21 protein-coding genes are annotated in these 23,596 nt (G+C 66.4%); 5 read left to right on the top strand and 16 right to left on the bottom strand.

Going from position 1 to position 23,596, the window contains the following annotated elements; all coding sequences use genetic code 11:
- The first annotated feature begins 4 nt into the window (after positions 1-4).
- The gene (locus tag HEQ16_14540) at positions 5-1,453 is read left to right on the top strand and encodes a YcjX family protein (protein ID MCO4055235.1); all 1,449 of its coding nucleotides are present in this window, start codon (positions 5-7) and stop codon (positions 1,451-1,453) included.
- Positions 1,453-2,463 (top strand): TIGR01620 family protein, encoded by a 1,011-nt coding sequence (locus tag HEQ16_14535; GenBank protein ID MCO4055234.1) that lies wholly within the window; start codon positions 1,453-1,455, stop codon positions 2,461-2,463. The genes HEQ16_14540 and HEQ16_14535 overlap by 1 nt, the downstream gene beginning before the upstream one ends.
- 4 nt (positions 2,464-2,467) lie before the next feature.
- Here the strand turns inward: HEQ16_14535 and HEQ16_14530 are convergent, their stop codons facing one another.
- The 9 genes from HEQ16_14530 to HEQ16_14490 form a co-directional block, all read right to left on the bottom strand.
- Entirely contained in the window at positions 2,468-4,009 is a 1,542-nt protein-coding gene (locus tag HEQ16_14530) for a hypothetical protein (GenBank protein ID MCO4055233.1), read from the bottom strand.
- A gap of 16 nt (positions 4,010-4,025) precedes the next feature.
- Positions 4,026-5,951, bottom strand: a complete 1,926-nt coding sequence (gene flgK, locus HEQ16_14525) for a flagellar hook-associated protein FlgK (protein MCO4055232.1) — start codon at positions 5,949-5,951, stop codon at positions 4,026-4,028.
- Positions 5,952-5,988: 37 nt separating this feature from the next.
- The gene (locus tag HEQ16_14520) at positions 5,989-7,386 is read right to left on the bottom strand and encodes a flagellar hook-basal body complex protein (GenBank protein MCO4055231.1); all 1,398 of its coding nucleotides are present in this window, start codon (positions 7,384-7,386) and stop codon (positions 5,989-5,991) included.
- 188 nt (positions 7,387-7,574) lie between these two features.
- Positions 7,575-8,582, bottom strand: coding sequence for an ATP-binding cassette domain-containing protein (locus HEQ16_14515; protein MCO4055230.1), 1,008 nt, complete (start codon positions 8,580-8,582; stop codon positions 7,575-7,577).
- Entirely contained in the window at positions 8,582-9,568 is a 987-nt protein-coding gene (locus tag HEQ16_14510) for an ABC transporter ATP-binding protein (GenBank protein ID MCO4055229.1), read from the bottom strand. Before HEQ16_14510 ends, HEQ16_14515 begins: the two co-directional genes overlap by 1 nt.
- Complete coding sequence (locus HEQ16_14505) at positions 9,568-10,497, bottom strand: ABC transporter permease (GenBank protein ID MCO4055228.1); 930 nt, start codon at positions 10,495-10,497, stop codon at positions 9,568-9,570. Before HEQ16_14505 ends, HEQ16_14510 begins: the two co-directional genes overlap by 1 nt.
- Positions 10,498-10,507: 10 nt before the next feature.
- Entirely contained in the window at positions 10,508-11,485 is a 978-nt protein-coding gene (locus tag HEQ16_14500; GenBank protein MCO4055227.1) for an ABC transporter permease, read from the bottom strand.
- A gap of 156 nt (positions 11,486-11,641) precedes the next feature.
- Entirely contained in the window at positions 11,642-13,219 is a 1,578-nt protein-coding gene (locus tag HEQ16_14495; protein ID MCO4055226.1) for an ABC transporter substrate-binding protein, read from the bottom strand.
- A gap of 311 nt (positions 13,220-13,530) precedes the next feature.
- Positions 13,531-14,673 (bottom strand): ISAs1 family transposase, encoded by a 1,143-nt coding sequence (locus HEQ16_14490; protein MCO4055225.1) that lies wholly within the window; start codon positions 14,671-14,673, stop codon positions 13,531-13,533.
- Between the two features lie 231 nt (positions 14,674-14,904).
- Here HEQ16_14490 and HEQ16_14485 point away from each other — a divergent pair, with 231 nt between their 5' ends.
- The gene (locus HEQ16_14485) at positions 14,905-15,783 is read left to right on the top strand and encodes a LysR family transcriptional regulator (GenBank protein MCO4055224.1); all 879 of its coding nucleotides are present in this window, start codon (positions 14,905-14,907) and stop codon (positions 15,781-15,783) included.
- A gap of 38 nt (positions 15,784-15,821) precedes the next feature.
- On the opposite strand, the gene HEQ16_14480 is transcribed toward HEQ16_14485, so the two are convergent.
- Positions 15,822-16,058: an Lrp/AsnC family transcriptional regulator gene (locus tag HEQ16_14480; protein ID MCO4055223.1), complete on the bottom strand. Its 237-nt coding sequence runs from the start codon at positions 16,056-16,058 to the stop codon at positions 15,822-15,824.
- A gap of 50 nt (positions 16,059-16,108) precedes the next feature.
- Positions 16,109-16,927 (bottom strand): alpha/beta hydrolase fold domain-containing protein, encoded by an 819-nt coding sequence (locus HEQ16_14475; GenBank protein MCO4055222.1) that lies wholly within the window; start codon positions 16,925-16,927, stop codon positions 16,109-16,111.
- Between the two features lie 192 nt (positions 16,928-17,119).
- Between HEQ16_14475 and HEQ16_14470 the strand changes: the two genes are divergently transcribed.
- A complete protein-coding gene (locus tag HEQ16_14470) occupies positions 17,120-18,130 on the top strand; it encodes an asparaginase (GenBank protein MCO4055221.1) in 1,011 nt (336 codons plus the stop codon).
- Positions 18,131-18,163: 33 nt separating this feature from the next.
- Here HEQ16_14470 and flaF read toward each other — a convergent pair whose 3' ends face one another.
- From flaF to HEQ16_14445, 5 genes are all read right to left on the bottom strand, one after another.
- Positions 18,164-18,565: a flagellar biosynthesis regulator FlaF gene (gene flaF, locus HEQ16_14465; GenBank protein ID MCO4055220.1), complete on the bottom strand. Its 402-nt coding sequence runs from the start codon at positions 18,563-18,565 to the stop codon at positions 18,164-18,166.
- Positions 18,504-18,941: a flagellar biosynthesis repressor FlbT gene (gene flbT, locus HEQ16_14460; protein ID MCO4055219.1), complete on the bottom strand. Its 438-nt coding sequence runs from the start codon at positions 18,939-18,941 to the stop codon at positions 18,504-18,506. Before flbT ends, flaF begins: the two co-directional genes overlap by 62 nt.
- 40 nt (positions 18,942-18,981) lie before the next feature.
- Positions 18,982-20,271: a hypothetical protein gene (locus HEQ16_14455; GenBank protein MCO4055218.1), complete on the bottom strand. Its 1,290-nt coding sequence runs from the start codon at positions 20,269-20,271 to the stop codon at positions 18,982-18,984.
- A 160-nt stretch (positions 20,272-20,431) separates the two neighbouring features.
- On the bottom strand, positions 20,432-21,292 hold the full coding sequence (locus HEQ16_14450; GenBank protein MCO4055217.1) for a class I SAM-dependent methyltransferase: 861 nt from the start codon (positions 21,290-21,292) through the stop codon (positions 20,432-20,434).
- A gap of 8 nt (positions 21,293-21,300) precedes the next feature.
- Positions 21,301-22,284 carry an FkbM family methyltransferase gene (locus HEQ16_14445; protein ID MCO4055216.1) on the bottom strand — a complete coding sequence of 328 codons (984 nt, stop codon included), beginning with the start codon at positions 22,282-22,284 and terminating at the stop codon, positions 21,301-21,303.
- A 149-nt stretch (positions 22,285-22,433) separates the two neighbouring features.
- On the opposite strand from HEQ16_14445, the gene HEQ16_14440 reads away from it, so the two are divergent.
- Positions 22,434-23,015, top strand: a complete 582-nt coding sequence (locus HEQ16_14440; GenBank protein ID MCO4055215.1) for a hypothetical protein — start codon at positions 22,434-22,436, stop codon at positions 23,013-23,015.
- Positions 23,016-23,596: the final 581 nt, after the last annotated feature.

Here is a 23,596-nt window from a genome sequence, read left to right as displayed (position 1 = left end):
CGCGATGAGCGCCGCCGCCACAGGCTGGCTTGATGGCATCGCCCAGGCCGCCACAGCCTTTTCCGAGGCGCTGATGGGCGTGGCGCAGCCGACGCTGAGGCTCGGCGTCACGGGCCTGTCGCGCTCGGGTAAGACCGTCTTCACCACCGCGCTGGTGCATCACCTCATCGAGGGCACGCGGCTGCCGCTGCTGCGCGCCTCGGCGGAGGGGCGCATCGCACGCGCCAGGCTTGCGCCGCAGCCCGACCAGGGCGTGCCGCGCTTCGCCTATGAGGCGCATCTGGCCTCGCTGACCGGGCCGGAGCGCAGCTGGCCGCAATCGACGCGGCGGATCAGCGAACTCAGGCTCGAGATCGGCTATGAGCGCCCGGGCGGCTGGCGCACGGGCGAGCGGACGCTGACGCTCGACATCGTGGATTATCCCGGGGAGTGGCTGCTTGATCTGGGGCTGCTCGGGATGAGCTATGCGGAGTGGTCGCGGCGCACCCTGAGCGATGCGCGCAAGGCCCACCGCCTGCCCTTCGCGCAGGCCTGGCTCGCGCTCACCCAGTCGCTCGACCCCGCGGCGAAGGCGGATGAAAGCCAGGCCCTCGCCACGAGCGAAGCCTTCAAGACCTATCTCTCCGCCCTGCGTGCGCATCCCGAGATGGTGGCCGTCACGCCGCCTGGCCGTTTCCTGATGCCCGGCGATCTCGAAGGCTCGCCCGCCTTGACCTTCGCCCCGCTCGAGGTGGGGAGCGAGTGCGCCGCTGGCTCGCTCGGCGGGCTGATGGAACTGCGCTTCGAGGCCTACAAGGCGCTCGTGGCGCGGCCATTCTTCCGTGACCACTTCGCGCGGCTCGACCGTCAGATCGTGCTCGTCGACGTGCTGGCGGCGCTGGATTCAGGCCCGCCCGCCCTGGCCGATCTCGAGACCGCGCTGGGCGACGCGCTGTCCGCGCTGTCGGTGGGCCGCAACAGCCTTTTCAGCAGCCTGTTCAGCCCGCGCATCGACCGCATCCTTTTCGCGGCCACAAAGGCTGACCATGTTCATCATGCGGAGCATGAGCGGCTGGAAAGGATCATGGAAATGATCGTGGGGCGCGCCCGCAGCAGGGCCGAAGGCTCGGGCGCTGACGTGCGGGCCATGGCGTTCGCGGCGGTGCGGGCCACGCGCGAGGTCCGCATCGAGGATCGCGGCGCAAGCCTGGCCGCCATCGCCGGCACGCCGGAGGCTGGCGAGGCCGTGGGTGAGGACCGGTTCGACGGAACCACGGAAGCGGCTGTGTTCCCTGGCGAATTGCCCGCCAATCCGGCCGCCCTGTTCGATCGCGACGGGCCGCGCTGGCGCGTCCGCGCGCCGCGATTTCGACCGCCGCTGCTGTTGCCCGATGCAGGGGGGCGGTTGCCGCCGCTGCCGCATATGCGCCTCGACAGGGCTCTGGATTTTCTGATCGGTGACAGGCTGACCTGATGAGCGCCGATCCCAAAGCGCCGCGCGCCTTCCGCCTGGAGCCTGGCGACGCCGGCCCGGCAGGCGGCATGCGCGCCCGTGACAGCGAGGTCGACATCGTGGCGGAGGTCGAGCCGCAGCTTGGGTCCGCATCAGCGCCAGATCTCCCGCGCAAGACGGGCTGGCTCTGGGCTCTGGGCTCGGCGCTGTCCGGGCTTGCGCTGATCTCGCTCTGTCTGTGGGTGCAGGACGCGGTGATCGCTGCGATCCGCCAGTCCGACGTGCTAGGGCTTGTTGCGCTGGGGCTGGCGGTTGTCGCCGCCATTGCGGGCCTCGTCCTTGCCGCCCGCTTCCTCAGGGACCTGCTTCGCGAGCGACGGATCGAGCGTCTCAGGGTGGATGCCGCCGCAGCGATCACGGCACGTTCGGCGCAGGGGGCAAGGGCAGTGGCCGAGGCGCTGGCTGCGCTGCAGGCGCACCGGCCGCAGACTGCACAGGCCCGGGCGCGCTTCGCAGCCGCCCTGCCGGGCATGAGCGATGCGCGCGACATCATCGCGCTCGCCGAGCGTGAACTGCTCGAGCCGCTGGACCGGATGGCGGCGGACGAGATCGCGCGGGCTGCGCGCCAGGTCTCGGTGGTCACGGCCGTCAGCCCACGGGCGTTGGTCGACATCATCTTCGTGGTCTTCGCCGGCGGGCGTCTGCTGCGCGCCGTGACCTCGATCTATGGCGGCCGTCCCGGCACGCTCGGGCTGCTGCGCATCGCGCGGGCCAGCGTGTCTCACCTGCTGGTGACGGGGGGGCTCGCCGCAGGCGATGCCGTCATCCAGCAGCTTGTCGGGCAGGGGCTCGCCGCGCGCCTCTCGGCCCGGCTGGGCGAGGGCGTGCTGAACGGGCTGATGACGGCGCGGTTCGGGCTTGCGGCGCTTTCAGTGTGCCGGCCGCTGCCCTTTGTCGAGGCTCAGCCGCCCACGCTGGCCGACGTGGCCTCCGGGCTGCTGTCATCCAGGGAGACGCCTGCGCAAGGCTGAAACATCAGCCAAGATAGTTGACGAGGCTCAGTCGCGAGAGGATCGAGGTCGTCTGATAGCTGGCCTGTAGCCGGGTCTGCATGGACAGGATTGCCGAGGCCACCTCCTCCTGCCGCGCATCCTCGACATCGGCCCGGGCGCTCCGGAAGAAGTTCGCCGCGAAGGTATGGCGCTCCTTGGCCGCCTTCATCGAGACCTGCGCTGCGGCGATCTCCATTCCGATATCCTGGGGCTTTTGCGCGCTGGCGAAGGTGAGCGTCGTGCGCACCCGCTCGGCGATGGCCTCGTAGCGATCGCGCGGCACGGGGTTGTAGAGCGGGCTGGCCGGGTTGGTGTTCTCGGTGAAATCGGCCGAAGCATAGACGGCGAAAGCCGCCAGCCCTTCGCGGAAGGCTTCCTCGTTGGCGCGAGCCCCGGTGGCGACCACCTGACCTGAATCCACCTGGAGCGGCGCTGTGTTGCGCGCCTGGATCGCCGGCTCCGCATCGCCCTTGTACCAGATCACTGTGGTGTTCGGCACGGGCGTGGCCGGGGGCGCGGTGGCGGTGGCGAAGCCCGGCCCTGGCACGCGCACTGGCGGATTGGCGGCCGTGCCCGCAAAGAAGGCGCGGGCCGCGACCGTCGCCGAGGCGGCGTTGAGGGCGGTGGCGGATTTCTTCTTCAGCGCGGCCTCGATGGAGGCGCCGAGATTGGCCGCGGTGGCGGCGGGCGTGGCCCCGATCGTGAAGCCCGTATCGGCCGGGCCATTGGACGTTCGCGCCTCAAGCTCGATCGTCTCGACGCTGCCGTCGGGCAGGTTCAGGGCGAGCGTGATCTTGTCGCCGGCGGCCGGGTTGGCGGCCACGTTGAAGCTCGCCGTCGCGGGCGTTCCGGCAGTGAAGGTCGCCGCGATGGCGGCTGTGCCGCTGGTCGCGCCGCGGATGGTGTAGCCATAGGGCGGATTCCCGGTCTCACGGGCCAGGTTCACGCTGGCACCGGCGACGGTGCTTGCCAGCCTGCCGAGATTGCCAACCCCGGCATCGGCCTGCTGGCGCTCCGAGATCATGGTGCGAATGCCGTCGAGGCCCGCGCCGTTGCCGTTCATGATCGTCTCGAAGCTCTCCACAGGCTTCACGTCATGGGTGCGACCCGAAAAGAGGTAACGGCCATTGACCTCGGCGTTGAGCATGTCGATCGACCGGGAAAGCCGGTCGCGAGCCAGGATCTGGCCAGCGACCTGGCCGCCGTTGCCGACGACAAAAGCGCCCGGACGCGCATCGCTCTTGCCGTCGAGCGTGGTCTTGGCGAAGCCCTCTATGCTCTGCATCATGAAGCGGATGCGCAGGTCGCCCTGATCGATGGATTGGGTCCAGCCTTCCAGCGCCGAGATTCGGGTGCGGGCGTCGAGGCTGATGCGCCGCTCGACGCCCAGATCGCTGAAGCTGTCGGCGCGCTTGCCGGTGGCGAGCTGGCGCTGGAGGTCCTCCATCTGCGTGCGCATCTGCACGAACATGTTGCCGTTGCGGCGCGCCGTGTAGGAACCGGGAATGAAGGGGTCGACCGCCATGTGCACAGCTCCTCGATCAGATCCGCAGCAGCACGTCCATCAACTCCTTCACGGCGGAGATGACGCGTGCATTGGCGGCGTAGGCGTTCTGCAGTTCAACCAGATCGGACATTTCCTGATCGACGCTGACGCCAGACTGTTCCGCGAAGCGGGACTGGATGGCGTTGAGCGCGATCTGCTGGCCGTCATTGAGGCGACGGCCGCTCTCGATGGTGTTGCCCTGCGCCTCGACAATGCGCTGGGCGAAGTTGACGATCGTCGAGCGCAAGGAGGAGGCCGTGCCGCCAATCCCCGTCTGCGGCGAGAAGGTCCGGACGGAACTGGTCAGGCGGCCCAGCATCAGGTCGACGCGCGTGGATTCGCCCTGCGGCGTCGTGCTGTTCGATGAGTACTGGACCAGCAGCGCCTTGTTGGCCACCAGTTCGGGGTTGATTTCGATGCGGCCGGAGAGGCCGCGCAACTGCGAGCGCCCCTCGAACGAGCCGGTGTAGAGATTGCCCGGCGCGCCCTTGTCCACGAAGAAAGGCAGTTCGGCGATGCGGGGCGCGGGCGGGGCGGGCTGCGCGCTGGTCGTGCCGACTACGGTCGGTCGGGCGGTCAGCGCGTCGACATTGCGCGTGTTGCCCGAGCCGTCATCAACAATGCGCAGGATCGTGCCGCCGGTATTGCTGGCGGTGAAGCCGACGCCCAGCGGCCCACCATCGAGCGCAGCCTGGATGCTGGCGGTGACGGCGGCCATCGAAGTGGGAAAGCCGGTGAAATCGATGCCGATGACGCGGTTGTCGCCAGAGTTGAGCCCGGAGGCCGCAATGCGGGCCACGGCAGCAGCGCTGTCGGCGCGGACGAAGGTGAAGCGGCCCTTCGCGCCGGTGACGCTGTCGGTGTAGTCCATGGTGATCTGGTTGCCGGCGGCGAGGCCGGCGATATCCACCTCGAAGCCGGCCGCGGCGCCCGCCGTGACCGGTGTGCCTGCAATCTCGCGGTCCGAAAGGGCGCTGGCCATGGCGGCGGCCAGCTCGTCGATCTGGTTCTGCGCCTGGACCAGCGTGCGGTCGCGCAACTCGATGAAGGCCGCAAGTTCGCCCGAGCGTATGCTGTTGGTGGCTATCAGGTCCGTGGAGCCGCCAAAGCCCATCTGCGCCCGGATGGTGCCGACTCCGCGCTCGGCGTCGTTGGGGCTCCAGAACTGGTCGGGGCCCACGCTGGCGGCGGCGTCGAAGGTCAGCACGGTGGCGTTGGAGCCTGCGAAGAGCGTGATGCCGTAGGTCGTGAAAATGCTCAGACTGCCCGACTCGTTCTCGCTTGTGCGTATATCGATGTAGCGCGACAGCTCGGTGACGAGCCGGTCGCGCTCATCGCGCAGCGGGGCGGAGGAATTGACGCCGGCACTTTCGCGAATGCGGCTGTCGACCGACTGGATCTGCCTGATCACCTCGTTGACGCGGGTCACCCCGGCTGCGATGCCTTCCTCGGCCTCACGCCGCAGGCTCTGGATGCCGCCCGAGAGGCTGCGCAGTCGGTTCGCCATCTCCTCGGCGGCCGTAATGACGCCGCTGCGCAGCGCATTGCTCGACGGATCGCCCTGAAGCTTCTGGAGCGACTGGGTGAAGCGGCCGAACACGGCACCGAGAGTGGAGGTTGAGGTGGGCGGGCCATAGACCTGATCGAGCGCGCCGAGCGCATTGCTGCGCGCCGCCGTGTAGCCCGCGCCGGAGGTTTCGTTCCAGAGCTGCCGCTGGACGACCCTGTCAAGCATGCGCTGCACGCCATCGGCGCGGGCAAAGCCGGAGGTGTCGCCGAGCGCCTGCTCGGAGACGGTCAGGCGGCGCCGGACATAGCCGATCGAGTCTGCATTCGAGATGTTTTGCGAAACGACGTCGAGGCCGGCTTGCGTGACCCGCATCCCCGACACCGCATTCAGCATCACCCCGTTCAGGCTCATGATCTCAGCTCCTGGCCCGCCTCAGGCGGCGTCTTCTTCAGCGGATGATGTTCAGGATGTCCGACAGCATCTGCTGCGAAGTGGTGATGACGCGGGTGTTGGCCGAGTAGGCCTGCTGCGTCACGATCATCTTCGAGAACTCGTCCGCGATGTCGGCGTTGGACTGCTCGGTGGCGCCGCCCACCAGCTGCGATCCGCCCGAGGCGGCCGAGCCGACGAGGGGCAGGCCCGCTTCGACCGTCTCCTCGAAGGTGCCGCCATCGAGGCGCTTGAGCGCGTTCGGCGCGGAGAACTGCGCGGTGAGCAACTGGGCGAGGGTCGCGACCTGTCCGTTTGAATAGGTGCCGATCACCGCGCCGCTTTCGTTGATGGTGGTGCGCTGGAGCGCGCCGGCGGCGTAGCCATTCTGCCGGATGGCGTTCGCTTCGAGCTGGCCGACATTCTGTGTGGAATTGACCTGCTTCATGCCTGTGCCGCCAATGCCGGTGGTCAGGCTGACGCCCGAGAGCGTGAGGCCGTTGGTCGTGACGGTCGGCAGCGTCGTTGTGGCGGCGGAGGTCAGTTTGCCATTGCTGTCGAAGGTGAAGGCGCCAGATGCGCCGGCGCGCGTCCAGGCGGGGGCGGCGCCGGTGGCTGCGGGGTCGCTCTGGACGTAAAGGCTCCAGGCGTCGGTCCCCATGCCGGAGGTGGTTTTGGCCCAGGCCAGCCGCACCGGGACGGGACGGCCAAGCGTGTCGTAGCCCGTGATCGTGCCGCCCTGGATGGACCGCGCCTCGAAGGTGGAGCTGTCGGAGGCTGCGATGGTGTTCAGCGCTGCCGGGCTGGCGGGGAACTGCGTCGACGCTCCGAGCAGTTCTGAGCCCACGGCGCCATTGGCCGCCACCCAGGCCGCGGTTCGTGGCGTCGCCGGCAGCGTGGCCCGATACTCGATCTCGGTAGTGCCGCGCGGGGGCAGCGAGTCGGTGGGGATGCGGATCACGTCAGCCTCGGTGGCCTTTGGGTTGCCGGTGATGGGGTCGATGTTGAGGCCCTTGAGGAAGTAGCCCGCGCCGTTGACCAGATAGCCGTTGCGGTCGAAGTCGAAATCGCCGCGCCGGCTGTAGAAATTGGTCTGCGAGAAGTTCGGCAGGCCATTCAGCTCGTTCTGCTTCTTGGCGACGATGAAGAAGCCGTCCCCGTTGATCGCGACGTTGGTGGCAATCGCGCTCGCGGTGATGTCGCCCTGGACTGAGTTGGTGGTAGCGGAGCGGGCCAGCACCGAGCCGGCCAGCTGGCGGCTCGCGGGCGCGTCGGGGATGAGATCGCCGAAGCTGGTGTCGATCCGCTTGAAGCCCGCAGTGCGGGAGTTGGCGATGTTGCCCGAGATGTTCTCCAGCGCATAGGACTGAGACCTCAGGCCAGATATCGCGGTCGACATTGCACCAAAAACACCCATTGACCCGTTCCTTCCAAAACCGCCGCGCAACGGCGCAGCACACATCAGCTCAACCTTGCCCAGCAGCAATTGTGCCACGGGCAAGATCCAGCAATGTCAATAGCTTGGATGGTTAAGGGATCGTTGCGCCGGCAAGGACGGGCAGGGGGCCTGGCGCAGGGCGGCAGATTTTGCCGGGAGGGCGAACCTCAGACGCCCACGCCGCCATCGTTCAGGTGGCAGGCGCTGACATGGCCGGGCGCGATCTCGCGCAGGGCGGGGCGCTCGGCCGAGCAGCGCGCCCCCGCCATGGGACAGCGGGGATGGAAGTGGCAGCCCGCCGGCGGATTGAGCGGCGAGGGGATCTCGCCCTTGAGGGGGGCGAAACGCTTGTGCCGGCTGGCCAGCGTCGGGACATTGGCGAGGAGAGCCTGGGCGTAGGGGTGGTTCGGCCCCCTGAACAGGTCCGCCGCGCTCGCGGCCTCCACGACACGGCCCAGATACATGATGACAACCTTGTCGGAGAGGTGGCGCACCACGCTGAGGTCATGGCTGATGAACAGATAGGTGAGCTTGAGATCCTGCCTCAGCTTCATGAAAAGGTTGAGCACCTGCGCCTGGATGGACACGTCGAGCGCGGCCACGCTTTCGTCGCAGACAAGGAAGCGCGGGTTGACCGCCAGCGCCCGGGCGATGCCGATGCGCGCACGCTGGCCGCCCGAGAACTGGTGGGGGTAGCGGCGGCGATAGGTGGGATCGAGGCCCACCCGCTCAAGCATGGCCTCGACATAGCCCTCCTGCTCCGCGCGGGTGACGAGCCCGTGGAACACCGGCGCCTCGCCCACGATGTCGGTGACCCGCAGGCGCGGGTTGAGCGAGGACATCGGGTCCTGGAAGATCATCTGGACCGCAAGGGTGGCGGCCTTCTTCCCGGCGCCGTCGAGGGCGGAGACGGGACGACCCTCCCAGACCAGTTCGCCGGAGCTTGGGGCATGGATGCCGGCGACGACGCGGCCCAGCGTGGACTTGCCGCAGCCTGACTCGCCGACAAGGCCGACGACCTCCCCCTCGCGCACGGCGAGGTCCACGCCGTCCACCGCATGCACGACCTGCTCGCGATTGCTCGCGCCCATGAGGTTGGCGAGGCGCGCGGCGGCGTCGAGCGGCTTGACGAAGCGCTTGGAGACGTCGCGCAATTCGATGATCGGGGCTTGCATCACGCGGCTGCCTTCGGCGCATCGAGGGGGTGGTGGCAGCGGGCTTCGCGGGCCGCGCCATGGTGCAGGCTCTCGGGAGCCGCCGCGCGGCAGATTTCGCTGGCGTAGCGGCAGCGCGGAGCGAACGCGCAGCCCTGCGGCAACCGCGCGAGCGAGGGCGTCGCGCCCGGAATCTGGACCAGCGGCTGGCCGGGCGTGCCGGCGGATGGCAGCGAGCCCAGAAGACCCTGCGTGTAGGGATGGATTGGCGCGTCGAGCAAAGCGTCGACCGGGCCTGTCTCCACGATGCGTCCGGCATACATCACGGCCACGCGCTGGGCGAGGCCTGCGATGACGGTGAGGTCATGGGTGATCCAGATGAGCGCGGTGCCCGTCTCGGCGCAAAGCTGCTGCATTTCGGCGAGGATCTGGCTCTGGATGGTGACATCGAGCGCCGTCGTGGGCTCGTCGCAGACGATCAGCGATGGCGAGTTGAGAAGCGCGATGGCGATGGCGACGCGCTGGCGCATGCCGCCGGAGAACTGGTGCGGATAGGCGCTGAGGCGCTCATCCGGCGAGGGGATGCCGACGCGGGCCAGCGCATCGCGCGCGCGGGCGCGCGCCGCCTTTTCCGAGACCTTCTCGTGGGCTGTTATGGCCTCCATCATCTGCGTGTCGATGCGCAGGACCGGGTTGAGCGTCATCATCGGGTCCTGGAAGATCATGGCCACGTCGCGGCCCCGGATCTTGCGCATGGCCTCGTCATCGAGACCGACCAGTTCCTGGCCATGGAGCCTGATCGAGCCGCCGACGATCATGCCGGGAGGGTCGATCAGCCCCATGATGGAGAAGCCGGTGACGGACTTGCCGGAGCCTGACTCGCCGACAAGGCCGAGCACTTCGCCCTTGTTCACATGAAACGAGATGCCGTCGACCGACTTCACGGTGCCGGCGCGGGTGATGAAATGGGTCTTGAGATCGGTGACCTCGATGACGGGCGCGGTCATCATTTCTCCAGCCTCGGATTCAGAACGTCGCGGATGCGATCGCCCATCAGGTTGATGGAGACGATGGTGAAGAGCAGCGCAAGGCCAGGAAAGACGCTGATCCAGTAGCTGCCCGAGAGCATGTACTGGAAGCCGTTGGCGATGAGCACGCCGAGCGAGGGCTCGGTCTGCGGCAGGCCGACGCCGAGGAAAGAGAGCGTCGCCTCCAGCGCGATGGCGTGCGCGGTCTGCACCGTGACGATGACGATCACCGGTGCGAGGCAGTTGGGCATGATGTGACGGAAGACCACGCGCGCATTGGACAGGCCGAGCGATTGCGCGGCCTCGACATATTCCTTGCGGCGCTCGACCAGCGCATTGCCGCGGACGGTGCGCGCATAATAGGCCCATTGCACCACGACCAGCGCGAAGATGATCTTGTCGACGCCCTTGCCGAGCGCCGCGACCAGGATAAGCGCGATCAGCACGGCGGGCAGCGACAATTGCAGGTCGACGATGCGCATCAGGATCGTCTCGACGCGCCCGCCGGCATAGGCGGCGATCAGCCCGACCGCCATCCCGATCGAGGCGGCGAGGATGCCCGACAGCGCGCCGACCATCAGCGAGATGCGCAGGCCGTAAAGGATGCCGGAGTAGAGATCGCGGCCGACGCCATCAGTCCCCAGCCATGCGGTGAAGCCTTCGCCGGTGACCCCGCCGGGCGGCAGGCGCGAATCCATGATGTCCACGCTGCGCAGGTCATAAGGGTTCTGCGGCGTGATGAAGGGCGCAAGCAGCGCCAGCGCCACGATGAGCGAGAAGACCAGAAGGCCGGCGACAGCCACCTTGTCCTCGAAGAAGGCCCTTGAGAAACGTGCAAGTGGCGTTTCTTCCCTGGGCGGGGCCGCCACCGCGCCGGGAAGCGTGTCCTTGAGGGCGCTGTCGGTCATGGCCTGTTCCTCACGCCCGGGCTTCGGTGAGCCGCACGCGCGGATCGAGAATGGAATAGAGCACGTCGACGATGAGGTTGATGGCGACGAAAAGGACCACCACCACCATCACATAGGCCACGATCACCGGCCGATCGAGCCGCTGGATGGCTTCCAGCAGGAGCTTGCCCATGCCGGGCCATGCGAAGATGGTTTCGGTGACCACCGAGAAGGCCACGAGGCTGCCGAACTCCAGCCCAAGCACGGTCACGATCGGGATCATGATGTTCTTGAGGATGTGGACGCCCACGATGCGCCGCTGGGACAGGCCCTTGGCGCGGGCGAACTTCACATAGTCCATCAGCGCGGCCTCGCGCGTGCCGGCGCGTGCCAGGCGGATGACGAGGCTGATCTTGAGCAAGGCGAGGTTGAGGGCCGGCAGGGCCACGAAGGTCCAGCCATTCCAGCTCAGCAGCGATGTCTCGATGCCGAGGATGCGCGTGGTGTCGCCCCGGCCGGTGGCCGGCAGCCAGCCCAGCATGATCGAGAAGAACATGATGAGCATCAGCCCCACCCAGAAGGTGGGCAGCGAGAAGCCGAGGATCGAGACGGCCATGATGCCCTTGGCGAGCCGGCTCTCCGGCTTCAGCCCGGCATAGATGCCGAGCGGCATGCCGATCACGATCGCCATCAGCAGCGCCACCAGCGCCAGCTCCATTGTGGCCGGCATGCGGCTGAGGATGAGCCTGATGGCCGGCTCGCCATGGACGAAGGAGCGGCCGAGGTCGCCCTGCAGCGCATTGCCGACGAAGATGAGGAACTGCTCCCAGATGGGCTTGTCGAGGCCAAGCGCGACCTTGGTGGCCTCGACCGCGTTCTGGTCCATTTCAGGCGAGATCAGCATCCAGACCGGATCGCCGATGACGTTCACGCCAAAGAAGACGATCACGATCATCACGCCGATGACGAGCGCAGCCTGGCCGAGACGTCGCAGGATGAAGGCGAGCATTCTTGATCCTCAAGCCCGGCTGGGCGCTTGTCGTGTTCGGGCCGGCGCCGGGCTTCGCCGCAATGCCGCCTGCATGGCCGGCCGGAAGCGAACCGGCGGAGAGGCGGCTGGACCCTGTGGCGCCCCGAGACGCCAAGGAGCCGGCCGCCAGAAGGCTCACCTGCGGCGAACGCCCGTCGCCAGGGTGTACTCGTCGGCGCGCGGGGTCACCGCGAAGCCCTTGCGGGAGGCCCAGACGTTGGTCTGGTAATGGGTGGTGATGATGCCGACATCGTTCATGGCGATCTCGGAGGCTTCCGCCAGCAGGGCCGCGCGCCTGGTGTCGTCGACGGTGCGCAGGGCTTCGGCCAGCTTCTCGTCGAACGCCTTGTTGGAATAGCGGCCACGGTTGGCCCCGCCCGAGCCCTTGGCGCGGTCGAAGGTGCCGAGCAGCGCGAGCAGCGAGCCCGAGGTTTCCCCCGTGCCGGCGCCCCAGCCGACGAGGATGAAGGAGAATTCCGGTTCGCCATTGGCGCCCTGGGACGCGCGCGTGAAGAAGTTGGCGGGCGGGATCGTCTCCAGCTCGGTATCGATGCCAAGGCGGGTGAACATCTGGGCCACCGCCTCGATGATCTTGGTGTCGTTGGTGTAGCGGCCATTGGGGCCGTGCATCTTCATCTTGAAGCCGTTCGGAAAGCCGGCGTCAGCCAGAAGCTTGCGCGCGCCTGCCAGATCGAAGGCGGTGGGCTTGAGCGTCTTCGATGTGCCGAAGAAGCTGGAGGGCAGCACCTGCTCGGCCGGCACGGCCTGGCCTTCCATGATGCGCTCGACGATGGCTGGGCGGTTGATCGCCATGGACAGCGCCTGGCGCACGCGCAGGTCGCGCAGCGGGTTCTTGATCGGCGAGCCGTCCTTGGCGGTGATGAAGGGGCTGGTCTCGCGGAAGTGATCCATGTGGAAGTAGATCACGCGGTTGGACAGCTCCTGCACCACCTCGAGGTTGGCGTTGCTCTTCAGCCGCGCCATGTCGGATGGCGGAACGCCTTCGATCACGTCGACATCGCCGGCGAGAAGGGCTGCAACGCGGGTCGGGGCGGCGGTCAGGAAGCGGAAGGTGACCTTCTCCCAGTCCGGCCTGGCGCCAACGAACGCGTTGTTGCGCTCCATGACGATGCGGTCGCCGGGCTTGAATTCGGTGTATTTGAATGGGCCAGTGCCGCCCTGGCACTTGATGGCGTTGAAATCCTCGGTGCTGAGGGTTTCCGCGCAAGCCTTCGAGACAATGCCGAAGGTCGAGAGGTTGGTGGGCACCAGCGGCGCAGGAGCCGCCGTCTTGATGCGGATGGTGTGGCTGTCGACCTTCTCGACGGTCAACCCGGCGATGAAGGAGGCAAAGCTCGATGGCGAGCGTGGCACGTTGGGCACGCGCTTGAAGGTGGCGAGCACATCGTCGGCGGTGAAGTCGGAGCCGTCGAAGAACTTGACGTTGCGGCGCAGCTTGAATTCCCAGGTGGTGTCGTCCACCGCCTTCCAGCTTTCGGCGAGGCCGGGCTCGAGCGCCTGCTTGGAGTCCTGGCTCACCAGCGGCACGAACACATGCCGAGACAGCATGTTGTTGGGGCTGAGGTTATGATAATGCGGATCGATGGAGCTTGGCTCGGCGGCCATGCCGACGCGCAATTCCTGCGCAGCGGCGGCTCCGATGAACGACAGCGCGGCAACAGTCGCCAGCGCCAGGTGCCTGATTGGTTTCATGGTCCGGTTCTCCCTTTGCAAGGCACGCGGCGGCCCTTTGTCGAAGCCTGTCGCTGCTTATGCCCACCTATCCCCCGCCCGGCCGTGGCTTGGCAAGAGCCTTGCCCCCGCGCCGGAGCCCTGGAAGGGTCATTCGCGCCCTGACAAGAGTAGATATGTCCGACCTGCATTTGTCATCTGAAATCATATAATGATAATGCATGATTGTATGTTCGCGTCGGATCAAACCGTGCCGTCCGGCGGCCATCAGTATTCGGCGCAGGTGATTGTACCGAATGTCCGAGCAATCCAATCAGGGCAACGAGTCCAGGTTAACGCGGTGAGGCATGGATGATCTGGGCGAGGGTGTTTGTGTTCCATCCAGCGGCTTTTCGGGCTGTTTTGATGGAGCGGTTTCCCTTTCCTGCGCGGACGAGGTTGAAGGCGAGCCTTCGCACGAGGGCCATGTTCTGCGCTCCATGACCGCGCCTGAGGCGTGATTGATCCTCCTTGAAGACGACATCGAGCACCCAGTGGAGGCTTTCGATGCCCCAATGGCTGCGAATGGCGGTTGCAGCGCGTTCGGGTGTGAGAAGGGCGGAGGAGATGAAGAACCGCGTCTCCCGGGAGGTCTTGCCCTGCCGTTCGACTTGTGTGGTGGCTCGCACGATGCTTCTGAGACGGTGGAAGCGATGCTCGCCGGGATGGCGTCGCCCGCCTTCCAGCCAGCCGATCTCATGGCTGACCGTGGTGGTACGGGTCTCGATGCGTCCATGATCCTTGTCGACGCTGATGCTGGTGGCGAGCCCTGTCGTGGCCGGATCGTCGAAATAGGCCGCGACCTCGTCGTGCAGGGTCGGCTGGTTGCGCTTGAGGGCCAGAAGATAGTCGCCTTCCTTGTCCGTGATCGCCTTGGCCATGGACGGGTTGGTGGCGATGGCGTCGATGGTGACGAGCGCGCCCTTGAGCGTCAGCCGCTCCAGGATTGCCAGCATGGCGGCGCATTCGTTGTCCTTGGCGTCCACGGCCTCCTGCGCCAGCACGAGGCGCTGGGTCGAGGCCCAGGCGCTGACCAGATGGATGGGGGGCAGACTGCGGCCAGCCTCGCCGCTGCGGCGCGCTGTCTTGCCGTCCAGCGCGATCAGGTCCGCCGCGTCCGGTCGCAGCTGCGTCGCCCAGGCCGTGAAGCAGGCCGCAAACAGCGCCGGATCGATCCGGTTCAGCACCACCCGCAGCCAATCCTCCTTGGGAGTGCCGAAGAAATACTCGGCATGCTCGCGCAGGAAAGGCAGATGCGCATCGCCCCAATCGGCGATCTCGTCATAGTCGTCGCAACCCGCGACAGACGCGCAGGTCACCAGAAAAAGCACTTCCGCAAGCGGATACTTGACCTTGCAGCTCTCGCGCGGGTCCCCGACGCGTCCGAAGTGATCCAGCAGAAGGCGCAACCGGTCCTTGACGAAAATCTGATCCATCGTTCGGGCTCCTGATCCGAGCCCGTTGAATCAGAAGCCATACTCCAAAGCTATCCCGTGCGCTCCGCCGTTAACCTGACAAAGTTGCCGTGGCAATCCAATGACCCGAATTGACATCTACTGTATGTCCACATAATCTTCACAAATTAGCCATGTATAATGTAAGCGCATAGATCCATGCATGCAAATGCGGACGCTGGACAGGACCGTCCAAGCCTGAGAGAGCTTGAGGTGCTGCGCGCGCTCATCAGGTCGCGCAAGACCACTTCCGCCGCCGCCAGCCTTGGCATCTCCCAGCCTGCCGTGTCGCGCGCCATCGCCTCGCTGGAGGAGCGGGTCGGACGGCCATTGTTCGCACGTGAGGGCGGGCGTCTGATCCCCAATGCCGATGCCTTCGCGCTCGACGAGGAGGCGCGCCCGATCTTCGCCGCCATGGACCGCATCAGCGCATGGCCGGACGGCGCCATGCGGCCGGGCATGCTGCGGGTCGCGGCCTCGCCGACGCTGGCGCATTTCCTCCTGCCCGACGTCGTGGCGCGGTTTCAGTCGCTGGAGCCGGCGTTGACGGTCCATGTCGAGATCGGAACAGGCTCGATGGTGATCGCGGCCGTGGCCGATCGCATCGCCGATCTGGGGCTGGTCGATGCACCCTCCTCGCATCCCGGCGTTCGCGCCGAGCCGGTGCGTGAGGAGATCGCGCATTGCCTGATGCGTGCGGACCATCCGCTCGCTGCCAAGCCCACCATATCGGTGACCGATCTGGCCGGCGAGGCGATGATCGCGCTGGCGCGGCGCTTTCCATCGCGCATCGAGGCGGAAAGGTTGTTTGCGAGCGCCGGCGTCGTTCCGCGCATCGTGGCGGAGGCGACGACCTCGGCCTTTGCGGCCGAACTGGTCAGGCGCGGCGTCGGCGTCGCGCTGATCAATCCGTTTCCGCTCGATTGCGGCGGCCTGGGCGGGCTTGTGGCCCGGCCGTTCACGCCCGCCATCCGCTACACGACGATGTTGCTGTTCGGGGTGGACGGCCCTGCCTCGCCCGCGGCGCGCCGCTTCGCTGACGCGCTGAAGGCGCATGCGACAGTCGAAGCGCTATCAACGCCGGCGCGCTAGGCGGCGTCTGTCCGCTTCGCGGACGCTGGCCCGCTTTTTCAGAACGCCTTGAAGGTGATGATCGTGTGCGTGTCCTGAATATCAGGCACGGTCTGCACGTTCTGCGCGATGAAGTGGCCGATGTCGACATCGCGCGGGATGTGGAACTTGGCGAGGATGTCGTAGTGGCCGGCCGTCGAATAGATTTCGGATGCGATGTCGCGGTCGGCCAGAGCGGTCGCGACATCGTAGGTCTTGCCGAGCTTGCATTTGATTTCGACGAAAAACGTTTGCATGGCCTGCCTCCTTGTGGGTTGGGTCCCGCTTAAACGATCCGCCGCGCCGATCAAGCGTGGCACAGGCCGGCGAGGCGCGCCGTCATGGCGCTGCCGGGCTCCGCCAGCGGGGCGATCACGGTGAAGTGGTTGCCCGGCAACTCCTCATAGCGCGTGACCACGCCTTCCAGCCCCCAGACATCGGTGATGCGGCGGCTCTGCTTGAGGTACTCGGCGCTTTCGTCGGCGCCGACCACGGCATCGAAGGCAAGGCGCGAAGGCGCGGGCCAGAACAGCGGGCTTTGCCGTTCCGCCTCGTCCATGTCGAGGCCGAGCGCCCTGTTGACGGATGTCTCGGTCAGCGGCTTGAGGTTGTAGAGCCCGGATATGCCATAGCCCGAGCGCACGAGCCGGGGCGGCAGATCCTGCGCAACGGCCTGCCAGTCGGTCGCCAGCAGGCAGGCTGCCAGATGTCCGCCCGCGGAATGGCCGTAGGCGACGAGGGGCAGCGCGAAGCGGCGGTGCAGGGCGGCGCAGGCGAAGCGCGTCTGCCCGATGATGCCGGCGAGCGACACATCGGGGCACAGATCATAGCCGATGACGGCCACGGCGACACCGTGCGCGTTGAGCCCGCGCGCCATGTGGCTGAAGAAGGTGATGTCCAGCGCCTGCCAGTAGCCGCCATGGAGGAACACGGCCAGCGCATCGGCGCTCATGTGCTGCGGCCGGAACAGATCGTAGCGCTGCCGGGGCGAAGGGCCGTAGGATACGCCATGCTCGGCTGACGCAATGTCGCGATAGGCGGCCGCATCGCGCGCCCAGCCCGCGATGATGCCCGGATGCTCCGGCACCCGGCCGCGGTTGTCATACTCGACCTCGTAACTGCTCATCATTCCGCTCCCGGCGCCGCCCAGCCAACAGCGCAAGCGCCGGCCGGGCTGTGGCCAACCTAAGGCAAGCCGTGCGGCAAGGCGAGGGTGCGGCAAGGGCAGCGTGCGCGCCGCGCGGGCTGCCCTGCAGGGGCCGGCTTTGACAGCCGCGCCCGGTTCGGACAACAAAAGCGCCCAACAAGGGGCTGAGCCATGGACAATCCTGTTCTCGTCGAGGTGGTGCGCGGGTCGGCGGTGGAGTCGGGCCATCGCGGCGCCTTCATCGTGGTCGATGCGGACGGTGCCGTGGTGATGTCGGCGGGCGATGTCGAGCGGCCCGTGTTTCCGCGTTCGGCCGTGAAAGCTATCCAGGCGCTGCCGTTGCTCGAAGGCGGCCATGCCGATCGCTATGGTCTGAGCGCTGCGGAAATCGCGCTGTGCTGCTCGTCTCACTCGGGCGAGCCGCACCATGCCGCAGCTTCGGCCTCCATGCTTGCCAAGGCCGGGCATGATCCCTCCTGCCTGGAATGCGGGACGCACTGGCCGATGTACGAAAAGGCCGCCCGCGCGATGGCGGCGTCGGGCGCCTCGCCTTCAGCCCTTCACAACAACTGTTCGGGGAAGCATGCAGGCTTCGTCTGCCTCTCATGCGGGCTTGATGAGGACCCGGCTGGTTACATCAATGCCGGCCATGCCGTGCAGCGCGCGGTGCGCGGCGCGCTGATCGAGATGACAGGCGCGGCGCATGATCCCGAAACGGCCGGGATTGATGGCTGCTCGATCCCGACCCATGCCGTGCCGCTGCGCGCCCTGGCGCTTGCGTTCGCGAGGTTCGGGGCCGGGGGCGGCAAGGGCGCGGCGATGGGGCCGGAGCGGGTGAAGGCAAGCCGGCGCATTCGCGCCGCGGTGGCCGCGCATCCGGAAATGGTGGCCGGCACGGGGCGCTTCGATACGAGGGTGATGCAGGCGCTCGGCGCGCGGGCCTTCACCAAGACGGGCGCCGAGGCCGTGTTCTGCGGCGCGCTGCAGGAACTGGGCTACGACATCGCACTCAAGATCGATGATGGCGGCACCCGCGCCTCGGAGGCGGTGATGGCGTCGCTTCTGGCCCGGCTGCTCGCGCCGGATGGTCCGGCGGCCGAGGTGCTGGACATGTTCGCCAGGCCGCGCATGGTCAACTGGAACGGCATCGAGGTCGGCCACGCCAGGGTGATCGGCCTCTGACGCGATCATGGCGACCGCAAGCGCCGCGATTTTTCAGGCGGCTCCCTGCGCCGGAGGGGTCTCGACACGCGTGCGCAGGCCCGAGGCGATTTCGCGGTTGATGTTGATCAGCACCTGCAGCTTTGCCGGATCAGGGTCATGCTGGGCGGTGAGCGCGATGGTGTGGTTGAAGATGAACATGCCTAGCCCGATGATGTTGCGCTTGATGTCGAGCGGCAGGGGGCTGGCCTCCTCGCTGACTGCGCTGACGAGCACAGTCCAGATCTTGCGGTTGATCACGAGCGCTTCGTCGAGCTCGCCCTTCTTGAGCTCCCAGTTTTCCTTGATCTGCTGCAGGCGCGCGGCTGACTTGATCAGAACATGGGCTTCGAGTTCACGAGGGCTGGTCGGAGCCGATTGGGCCGTCTTGGCGTAGGCGTTCGCCGCGTAGGACATGGGCTAAAAGCTCACTCTCATATGTGATCAGCTTCTTGGCTGCTTTCAGAGCTTTGTAGAGATCACCATTTAAGATGCGGTTATTGAGTTCGGACACCGCCGGGGCGGAACTGGGCACCGCCTCCAGAAACTCGCGCACGAGCGTGAAATAGATCTCGTGATGCTTGCCGATGACCTGATCGAGATACATCAGTTGCACGGCCAGGTAGATGCGCTTGGCCGGCGTGTCCGCGGTGCGGTGGGTGAGGATGTCCTTTTCCCGCAGGATCGGCGCATCGCCCTCGATGAACAGCCGCGTGCGCTGGTCGTCGGCGCGGATCACCACCGTGCCGATGATGATGCGCTCGTGCGGCTTGAGTTCGACCTTCAGAGCCATGACGGCCTCCTGTGATGGCCGCCGGGCGGCCGTGATGCAATCAGCTGAAGAGCCGCAGGATCGCCTGATCCGACTGGGACGCCAGCGACAGGGCCTGGGTCGACAACTGCTGGCGCGTCTGCAGGGCGAGGAGGTTGGCGCCCTCCTCGTTGAGATCGGCGACGATCAGCCCGTCGGAACCCATCTTCAGCAGCTTGACGGCCTCCTTGGTGAAGGCCTCGCGCGTGGTGGCGACGGTGTTGTTGGCGCCGAAGGTGGCGGCCTGGGCGCGGATCAGCTTGATGGACTCGCCGAGCCTCGCAATGCCGGTGTTGATCTCGGTGTCGGACTGCATGTTGCGGCGTGTGTCGCTGGGCGAGAGGCCGAGCCCCTTCGAGTCGAATACGACGCCGCGGATGACCATGCGCGTGGTGGCGTCCTCGTTGAAGATCATGTCGAGGCTCTGCCCGTACAGCAGGTTGGTGCCGTTGAAGCCGGCATCGCGCGCGGCAAAGGTGATCTGGGTCAGGAGGTCATTGTATTGTTCGGCGAACTTGGCGCGCGTCGGGTTGGTCGTTGCCCTGATCACGCCCGTGTCCGTGGCAGTGGAGGTTGGCAGCGGCGGCTCGAAGGTGCCAAAGAGCGTGCCCAGCGAGTTGGGCGGCACGCCCGTGCCGCCGAGCACCAACTGCAGCGTGCCATTGGTTGTGTTGTCGATGACCAGCCGGCCGCCTGCGTCGATGGAGGCGTTGATGTAGCGCTCGCCTGTGGTTGTGTTGTTGTTGGCGGTGTTGCTGTTGATCTGGTTGACCAGATCCTGCGCCGTCATCGGATTGGTGAAGGTGATGGTGAAGGTGCCAGCGGTGGGCGCGCCGGTGGCCGGGGGCACGGGCGGGACATCGAATTTGAGCTCGAGCGTGGCCCCGGCCGCGAAAGCCCCGGCCGCGCCGACGCCGGAGCTGCCGACCAGGTTAGAGTTGGTGAGATAATCCACCGCGCGCTTGTTGATCAGGTCCATGCCCGAGGCCAGCTTGGCGTTGGTGGCGGCGGTGTTGAGCGCCGTGCGCAGTCCTGCCTGCATCTGCTCGACCATGCGCGTGATGGCCTTCAGGCCATTGTCGGCGGCTTGGATCGTCTTGATGCCGAGGCCCTGATTGTCGAGCAGGCGGGTGAGATCCTTGCTGCGCGTGGTCAGCGTCTCGGACTGGAAATAGTTCAGCGGGTCGTCGAGGGCGGAGTTGACCTTTCGTCCTGTCGAAAGACGGTTCTGCGTCATGTCCTGGAGCGCAGAGGCGTTCTGCAAGGAGATCAGGTTGCTGCGAATGCCTTTTGAAAGAACAATGTCGTTCATCGATCAGATGTCCCGTTCTGGAGCAGCGATCCTTCTGAACCGCATGACACTGATCATGCCTTGTTAACCCTAATAGTTCGTTAATCGTTGCAGCCCCTTTCAGGCCAAAAAAAACCGGGCGCGGGCCCGGCTTGCGGCGATCATCGATCAAGGCGCGCGTTCAGCCCGGCTTGCGGGCATACAGCTCCATCTGCGCCTTGTAGCGGCCCGGAATGTCGAACATCTCCACGGTGAAGCCATGCTCGACCAGCTTGGCCGAAAGGGACTGGCGGGTGAAGTTATGATGGTGCTCGATCTCCATCCAGTAGGGATTGGCCGAGGCCTGGTCCATGAGCCGCCAGCTCGACGAATCCATGTTGGGCAGGGAGATGATCAGCAGCCCGCCCGGAGCCAGCAACTCACGCGCATGATCGAGCGCGCGGCGCGGGAAAATCATGTGTTCGAGCACGTCGAACATGGAGATGACGGTGACGGGCTCGCCGGCCTGGGCAGCCATGAACTCACTCTGCGTGGCGGCATAGCCCAGCCGCTGCAGCGCCGTCACGGGCTCGGCGCGCGCATCAAGCCCCAGCGCAGCAAAGCCGAACTCCGACGCCGTCATGACGAGCGCGCCGTCTCCGCAGCCGACATCGAGCCATGTCGGCGTGCCGGGGCCGGCCATCACCGACGGGTAGCCGCCCAGCAGGCGCAGCGCGTTCTGCAAGGTGGGGCGCCATGTCTGCCGCTTCTGGTCCGGATCGCCGCCGGCGACCTGCGAGGGATGCGACTTGCGGAACACCTCCGCGAGGCCGGCCTCGGTCCAGTAATGCTGGGTGAAGACATGGCTGCAGTCATCGCAGCGCATCCAGTCGAGAGTCGGCGGCAGGCCGCCATGCCAGTTGACATAGGATGTGGTGGCGGCGGCGCCGACATGGCGCATCCGGGTGCTGTCGCAGAGCGGGCAGCAGGCATAGGCCGTGCGAATGGCGTCGAAGCGCCCGGCGTGGGGCGCGGCGGCGACGCTTCTCTTCGATTCGGACATGGCGCGGCTCAGCGGGGCAGGGCGAGGCGCTGCTGGCGCGCGGCCTTGCGCTCGCTGTAGCCCTGCGCATACGCGACATGGCTGCCCTCGGGCAGCTTGCCGCGCTTGACCAGTTCGAGGATGCAGCGAATGGCGAGGTCGATGCTCTCATAGACCACTTCCGCGAGATAGGCGGTGCGGCGCAACGTGTCATCGTCGATGCCATCGGGGTGGACAAGATCGCGCATGTAGACGATGTCGGCCTCAAGAAGCTGGTTGAGCGGCCTGCGGAAATCGTTGCCGAGCACGGTGGGCGCGATGATCCAGCGCTTGCAGGCCTGCATGTGGTGCGGGATGAACCCCTTGGACCGCATGAAGCCGTCGATTTCGCCGAAGCTTGCCTGGTTCTTGTAGAGCGGCACGAAGGACACTTCGATCTGGATCATCGCCAGCTCATCCAGCTTGGCCCCGCCATGCCGCAGGATCATCAGCTCGGAGCCCTGAACGTCGATCTTGACGTAATGCAGGGCGTCGACCTCCTCGACATCGGCCAGCTTGCGGGTCGGCATCGGGATGGTGCGGTTGACCGTGCCGAAGCCTTCGAAGCCGTTGAAGAAGTTGAGCGCCGCAGGATCGGGCTCCAGCAGCGAGGTCATCCCAGCCGGGCATATGTGCAAGGTGTGCGTGCCGCCATCGCCGAGCGCGTAGGGCAGGTAGGTCTGCCGGTCGTTGTTGGTCCGCACCAGATCGTTGAAGCAGGCTTCCTCCGGCTCGAAGCCGAACTTGCGGGCATGGCCGCGCAGCGCGAGGTCGGCGAAGGCGTCGGGCTCGCCGTAATGGGCGGCGCCGATATCGGCGATGACCACCGGCCTGTCGAGGCCGAGGAAGGTCTTGAGCCAATCATGATCGGGCGCGAGCGCGAAGGCCGGCTGAAGCGCGCCGGCGATGCCGCCGATATGCGGAGCGGCGGGAGCAGGCTTGTTGAACACGAGGGTCTGCGGCCTGGCGCTCATCTGTGCGTCCTTCGGTAGCGCCGTGCGCCTGTGCATGGGTGGTGAGCCCCATGATTAGGCCGATCATGGTTAACGCATCGTTTGCCTTTGCAGGCTAGGTGTGGATCAGGGTCCGGGGGCGGGCCGCCAGCACCGGCGAGGACGAGACCATGGCCAAGCGCGAATGCGGATCCTGTTCGCTGTGCTGCAAGGTTCTGGATGTGCCGGCTGTCTACAAGCCGGCGGGCCAATGGTGCCGGCATTTCCGCGCAGGCGCGGGCTGCGACATCCATCAGCTTCGGCCCAAGCCCTGCCGCGAGTTCTCCTGCCTGTGGCTGGCCGAGGACTGGCTTGGCGAGGAATGGAAGCCCAGCACCGCCAAGTTCGTGATGGCCTGGGAGTATGGTGGCGATTGCCTGACGGTCTATCCCGACCCCAAGGCGCCGAATGCCTGGAAGCTCGAACCCTATTACACCGTGCTCAAGAAGCTGGCCCAACGCCACCTCTCCGAGAACCGCCTCGTGATGGTGGTGGAGACGAGCCGCCGCATCCTGATCCTGCCCGACCAGGATGTGGTGGTGGGCGTGCGCTCGGATGTTTTTGAATGGCAGATCACGCCGAAGGATGACGGCTCTGGCCAGTTCGATGTGGTTTTCGATCCCGTGTCGGACGGGGCCAAGGGCGGCGCGACCCGCTTCGATCAGCCGCCATCGCAGCCGCAGGCAGCCTCCGACAGCATCTCTTTCAGCTGATCCCCCCGCTTCGATCAGCGCAAAGCGCGATAGCGGGTTGCTGAAACACGTCAGCGATTTCGTCATTGCGAGCGAAGCGAAGCAATCCAGCGCGCTCAGTGGCGCATCTTGCGGTCTGGGCCCAAAGAATGCGCCCCAAGCCATGCTTTCGTGGCGCTTCTGGATGGCTTCGCTGCGCTCGCCATGACGCAAGCGCGGTTTTCGATGCCGTGTCGGACGGGGCCAAGGGCGGCGCGACCCGCTTCGATCAGCGCGAAGCGCGATAGCGGACCAAATCCCTTCAAGCGCGCGACAGCGGGTTGCTGAAACACGTCAGCGATTTCGTCATTGCGAGCGAAGCGAAGCAATCCAGCGCGCTCAGTGGCGCATCTTGCGGTCTCGGCCCAAAGAATGCGCCCCAAGCCATGCTTTCGTGGCGCTTCTGGATGGCTTCGCTGCGCTCGCCATGACGCAAGCGTGGTTTTCGATGCCGTGTCGGACGGGGCCAAGGGCGGCGCGACCCGCTTCGATCAGCGCGAAGCGCGATAGCGGACCAAATCCCTTCGATCAGCGCGACAGCGGGTTGCTGAAACACGTCAGCG

The sequence above is a fragment of the Bosea sp. (in: a-proteobacteria) genome, from assembly GCA_023910605.1.
GTDB lineage: Bacteria > Pseudomonadota > Alphaproteobacteria > Rhizobiales > Beijerinckiaceae > Allobosea.
Note: the sequence above shows the minus strand (reverse complement) of the source record. Positions and strands in the feature narration are given on the sequence as shown.

Coding starts and splice junctions, on each gene's coding strand:
- HEQ16_14540 (MCO4055235.1), top strand. CDS start 5: ATGAGCGCCGCCGCCACAGGCTGGCTTGATGGCATCGCCCAGGCCGCC.
- HEQ16_14535 (MCO4055234.1), top strand. CDS start 1,453: ATGAGCGCCGATCCCAAAGCGCCGCGCGCCTTCCGCCTGGAGCCTGGC.
- HEQ16_14530 (MCO4055233.1), bottom strand. CDS start 4,009: ATGGCGGTCGACCCCTTCATTCCCGGTTCCTACACGGCGCGCCGCAAC.
- flgK (MCO4055232.1), bottom strand. CDS start 5,951: ATGAGCCTGAACGGGGTGATGCTGAATGCGGTGTCGGGGATGCGGGTC.
- HEQ16_14520 (MCO4055231.1), bottom strand. CDS start 7,386: ATGGGTGTTTTTGGTGCAATGTCGACCGCGATATCTGGCCTGAGGTCT.
- HEQ16_14515 (MCO4055230.1), bottom strand. CDS start 8,582: ATGCAAGCCCCGATCATCGAATTGCGCGACGTCTCCAAGCGCTTCGTC.
- HEQ16_14510 (MCO4055229.1), bottom strand. CDS start 9,568: ATGACCGCGCCCGTCATCGAGGTCACCGATCTCAAGACCCATTTCATC.
- HEQ16_14505 (MCO4055228.1), bottom strand. CDS start 10,497: ATGACCGACAGCGCCCTCAAGGACACGCTTCCCGGCGCGGTGGCGGCC.
- HEQ16_14500 (MCO4055227.1), bottom strand. CDS start 11,485: ATGCTCGCCTTCATCCTGCGACGTCTCGGCCAGGCTGCGCTCGTCATC.
- HEQ16_14495 (MCO4055226.1), bottom strand. CDS start 13,219: ATGAAACCAATCAGGCACCTGGCGCTGGCGACTGTTGCCGCGCTGTCG.
- HEQ16_14490 (MCO4055225.1), bottom strand. CDS start 14,673: ATGGATCAGATTTTCGTCAAGGACCGGTTGCGCCTTCTGCTGGATCAC.
- HEQ16_14480 (MCO4055223.1), bottom strand. CDS start 16,058: ATGCAAACGTTTTTCGTCGAAATCAAATGCAAGCTCGGCAAGACCTAC.
- HEQ16_14475 (MCO4055222.1), bottom strand. CDS start 16,927: ATGAGCAGTTACGAGGTCGAGTATGACAACCGCGGCCGGGTGCCGGAG.
- HEQ16_14470 (MCO4055221.1), top strand. CDS start 17,120: ATGGACAATCCTGTTCTCGTCGAGGTGGTGCGCGGGTCGGCGGTGGAG.
- flaF (MCO4055220.1), bottom strand. CDS start 18,565: ATGTCCTACGCGGCGAACGCCTACGCCAAGACGGCCCAATCGGCTCCG.
- flbT (MCO4055219.1), bottom strand. CDS start 18,941: ATGGCTCTGAAGGTCGAACTCAAGCCGCACGAGCGCATCATCATCGGC.
- HEQ16_14455 (MCO4055218.1), bottom strand. CDS start 20,271: ATGAACGACATTGTTCTTTCAAAAGGCATTCGCAGCAACCTGATCTCC.
- HEQ16_14450 (MCO4055217.1), bottom strand. CDS start 21,292: ATGTCCGAATCGAAGAGAAGCGTCGCCGCCGCGCCCCACGCCGGGCGC.
- HEQ16_14445 (MCO4055216.1), bottom strand. CDS start 22,284: ATGAGCGCCAGGCCGCAGACCCTCGTGTTCAACAAGCCTGCTCCCGCC.
- HEQ16_14440 (MCO4055215.1), top strand. CDS start 22,434: ATGGCCAAGCGCGAATGCGGATCCTGTTCGCTGTGCTGCAAGGTTCTG.